We start from the raw sequence: 4,083 nt of genomic DNA, 5'->3' as shown, positions 1-4,083 counted from the left end.
GGCGCTGATTAATCAGATGCCGCTATCACAGCGCGTCTACGGACGCCTTAAGCGCCTGCTACAACGTGATGGCAGCTTACCTACGGTTACCCTCGCCGCGCTCGGTGGCCCGCAAAGCGAACTGGTGTTCTCACGTAAAAGTGGAAAGTCGGTTAACGATGGCGTCGCAAGCCTGTATACCCCGGACGGATACTGGCAGCACGTTGATAAGCAAATTGCGCCGGTAACTCAGGCACTGTATCAGGACGATCGCTGGGTATTGGGCGGCACCACGCAACAGGAAAACAGCCAACAGACCGACTTAGCGGTGCGCCAGCTCTATATGCAGGATTACATTCGTCAGTGGGAACAATTCCTCAGCGATATTCAGCTCAATAACAGCGCTGATCTGGCACAGCGTATTAACACCGCTCGTTTACTTACCGGCAGCCAGTTGGTTATCAACCTGAGTAAAGTGTTGACGCTGACGCGTCCGATAACAGATGACAAAGCAGCACAAACCGCGCCGCCAGCGTCAGACAATAGCGCTACCCGCACCTTGCAGGCGTTATTTAGTGCGCCGAAGGCCAGTGCGGCACAGAACGAAGCGAATCCGGCACCAGAACAGGTAGTGGGTGCGCACTTTGCCTCGATTATCGAACTGGCGCAGCCGTTACAGCAGGGCAGTAAAGTGCTGGCGGTGGATGATTTTCTGCACCAGATTGACGATCTCTATCGTTACCTGACCGCGGTGCAAGATGCGGCTAACAGCGGTATGCCACCGCCATCGAGTGATGCCATTAGCCGCGTACAGGCCAGTGCGGGTCGTTTACCTGGTACATTACAAAACATGGTTTCCAGCATGGCGGTGGGGGCCAGTTCAGACGCCCAGCGTCGCGATATGGATAACGTACGCAAACGTATCCAGATGGCGGTGGGCAGTTTCTGTCAGCAGGCTATCGCCGGACGTTATCCGCTGGTGCGCAATGGTCGCAACGAAGTAACTCCCGATGACCTGGCACGCATGTTTGCGCCGGGAAGCGGCCTGATGGACAGCTTCTTCCGTGACAATCTGGCGAGCAAAGTTGATACCACCCACGCGGCCTGGCGTTTCACACCCGGGATTGATGGCAAAACCTTGCCGGGTGGTGAAGCGTTGCTGCGTCCGTTCCAGCAGTCGCAGTCAATTCGCGATGCGTTCTTTACCAATGGCGCGACCACGCCATCTTTTCGCGTCACACTGCGCACGGTAAAAATGGATAACGAAATCCTCACCCTGACGCTGGATGTCGATGGGCAGATCCTGCGCTACAGCCATGGCCCACAGGCGGTACAAATGGTCAGTTGGCCGGGGCCTGGTGGCACCAGTCAAGTGCGTATGCAGCTTGGCTTAACTAATGGTACCACCTCCACGCTGGTCACCAGTGGTCCCTGGGCGCTGAATCGCTTTTTCGATCGCGCCCGGCTGACACAGTCCGGCGGCCTGACGCGCGAAGCCAACTTTAACGTGGAAGGACATCAGGTCACGCTGTCATTTACCCCCGGCAGCATTCGCAACCCGTTCCAGCTTCCCGCTTTTAGCTGTCCCTGAATCGGAGCCTTACGATGACGCAATACGCAGCACCCGGCTGGTACGGCAAAATCCCCAGTGCGGGGGACTTTGTTAAGCGACGCATTCCCGACAGCTTGCTACGGCAATGGTCACACTGGTTTCAGGTGGGGTTACACCACTGGCAAACCAGTGCCGAAGGGGAGAATGCGCCTTCTCGAGCGTTTCTCAGCGCTCCAGTATGGAATTTTGTCGTGCCACCGATGCTCGGCAGCCAACTGGTGCAGATGGGGAGCCTGACCGCTTCACGCGATAGCGTTGGCCGCCACTATCCGCTGTGCGCCCTGCGCCACTTCAGCCCGACAGAATGGTCGCCTGCCATGCTGGGCTATGCGGGCGACTGGTATCAACAGGTCGGCAACACACTACTGCGTGTGGTGCGCGACGGTAGTAGCCCGGAACAGTTGGATCAGGCTTTGCTCAGCATTCCTCTGCCGCAGCAGCCAGAGGAGGAGGCATCAGAGATTCTGGCGATTATTGGTGAAGGGAGCAGCGTGTCGAACCTGAGCTGGCAACTGCCTTCCGACATCTTTGATCCCCAGTTTTACACCAGTTTCTGGTGGACCAATCAAACCGTCGGGTTCCCGTTATACACCCATGTGCATAGTGGCAACTTCACCGCCCAGTTATTTTCGCTGCTGTTTGACCCGGCAGGCGGTGCGAAGCCCGGACGAAATGGACTTTACCCCCCGATGTTTGAATCCTGAGGTGCAACCGCATGAATATTAATCTCGACGCGTTGCTGGCGCCGATCGGTAATGATGACCCTTGCGGCGACAACCTGGAATATCACGCTGATTTTCAGGCGATGGAGCAGGCCAGCGCGGGTAAAGCTGAGCAACAGTTTGGTGAAACCATTATCCCGGCTGAGCCAGCTGACTGGAACCGGGTAGAAAAGCTGGCGACGGAATTGCTGAGCCGCAGCAAAGATTTACGCGTGATGCTGGCCCTCACCCAGGCGTGGACCCATCTTAATGGCCTGCCAGGCTATGCGCAGGGGCTGGAACTGATTGAAAAAGCACTATTGCGTTACTGGGAACCGCTCTGGCCACGGCTGGAAGAGGACGGCGAACAGGATCCGTTCTATCGCATCAATGCGCTGGCACTGCTTGAAGACGCTTCTGCGTTAACGGCAGCCGTGCGCCAGGCCTGGCTGTTACGTCAAGCCTCGGACGGTATCACGCTTCGTGATGCAATCGCCCTGTGTGATGGCAGCAAATTAGAGACACCTGACTACCCAGGCGGGATGGCGCGTCTGCGCGACGAACTGGCGCAGCAGGGGCAACCCGCCGCTGCCACCTTGCAACACATCTATCAATACCTGCAAAGCCTGCACGCGCTGCTCGCCGAACGTCTCGGGGAAAGCGCGGTGCCTGATATGACGCAGTTGCAGAAAAGTTTTGCCTTGCTGGTCAGCCTGACGCAATCCGCAAACTCAGCGGAGGCACTGCCAGATGCTGCTGATGATCAGCCCGCAGACGTGCCAGCATCTACGGCGACTCGTAATGCGCCAGACTGGCGGACAGTACAGCTTACCAGCCGCGCGGATGCCCAATTGATGCTGGAAAAGGTGAAGCAATACTTCGCCCAGCATGAGCCAAGCCATCCGGCGCCGTTAATGATTGACCGCGTACAGCGGCTGGTCGAACTCGATTTTATGGACATCATCCGCGATCTGGCACCGGACGGCGTTCATCAGTTGCAAAACATCTTCGGACGCCACGACTAACGCCGCGTCCCTCTTTTCATCACGCAGTGACACCTGCGCGCCTTAACCGCGCATCATTTATGGAGAAAATCATGGCCACTATGAAATCCAGCGGGCAGAAATTTATTGCCCGCAATCGCGCGCCCCGCGTTCAAATTGAATATGACGTGGAGATTTATGGTGCGGAACGCAAAATCCAGCTGCCGTTCGTGATGGGCGTGCTGGCAGACCTCGCTGGCAAGCCACTGGAACCGCAGGCTGCTGTTGATGATCGTAAATTCCTTGAAATCGATATTGATAATTTTGACGAGCGCATGAAGGCGATGAAACCGCGTGCGGCGTTTCAGGTTGAAAACACCCTGACGGGTGAGGGAAAACTCAATGTCGAACTGACCTTTGAAAGCATGGATGACTTTTCACCTGATGCGATTGCACGCCACGTTGAGCCATTAAACAAGCTGCTGGAAGCACGTACCCAGCTTGCTAACCTGTTGACCTATATGGATGGTAAAAACGGCGCGGAAGAGTTGATTGGCAAAATTCTGCATGACCCGACGCTACTGCAGGCGCTGACGCATCTGCCAAAGCAAGCCGACGTAGCAGAAGGTAAGGAGGAAGAATAATGAGCGAGAAATTGCAACAGCAGGCGGAAAGCGCATCCAGCTTCAGCCAGGATGAATTCAGCGCGCTTCTCAGTAAAGAGTTTCGTCCGAAGAACGATCAGGCGCGGGAAGCGGTTGAAAACGCGGTCAAAACTCTGGCCCAGCAAGCGCTGGAGAACAGCGTT

Annotated in this window: 4 protein-coding genes and 1 pseudogene; all 5 read left to right on the top strand. The window is 56.2% G+C overall.

Features of this window, described 5'->3' with window-relative positions:
* Positions 1-1,570 (top strand): type VI secretion system membrane subunit TssM (gene tssM / locus QMM04_RS21360; RefSeq protein ID WP_282996970.1); only part of this gene is annotated, 1,570 nt, incomplete at its 5' end.
* A 14-nt stretch (positions 1,571-1,584) separates the two neighbouring features.
* On the top strand, positions 1,585-2,295 hold the full coding sequence (gene tagF, locus QMM04_RS21355; RefSeq protein ID WP_282996969.1) for a type VI secretion system-associated protein TagF: 711 nt from the start codon (positions 1,585-1,587) through the stop codon (positions 2,293-2,295).
* An 11-nt stretch (positions 2,296-2,306) separates the two neighbouring features.
* Positions 2,307-3,317, top strand: a complete 1,011-nt coding sequence (tssA, locus tag QMM04_RS21350; protein WP_097116742.1) for a type VI secretion system protein TssA — start codon at positions 2,307-2,309, stop codon at positions 3,315-3,317.
* A 71-nt stretch (positions 3,318-3,388) separates the two neighbouring features.
* Positions 3,389-3,919 (top strand): type VI secretion system contractile sheath small subunit, encoded by a 531-nt coding sequence (tssB, locus tag QMM04_RS21345; protein ID WP_045813586.1) that lies wholly within the window; start codon positions 3,389-3,391, stop codon positions 3,917-3,919.
* Positions 3,919-4,083, top strand: a pseudogene (locus QMM04_RS21340) (type VI secretion system contractile sheath large subunit); the annotation flags it as partial. The gene tssB and the pseudogene QMM04_RS21340, both read left to right, overlap by 1 nt.

Origin of the sequence: Pantoea sp. Pa-EAmG (assembly GCF_030024295.1) — a bacterium.
In the GTDB taxonomy this organism is placed as follows: Bacteria; Pseudomonadota; Gammaproteobacteria; order Enterobacterales; family Enterobacteriaceae; genus Pantoea; species Pantoea dispersa.
This window is presented reverse-complemented; position numbering and strand designations above follow the sequence as displayed.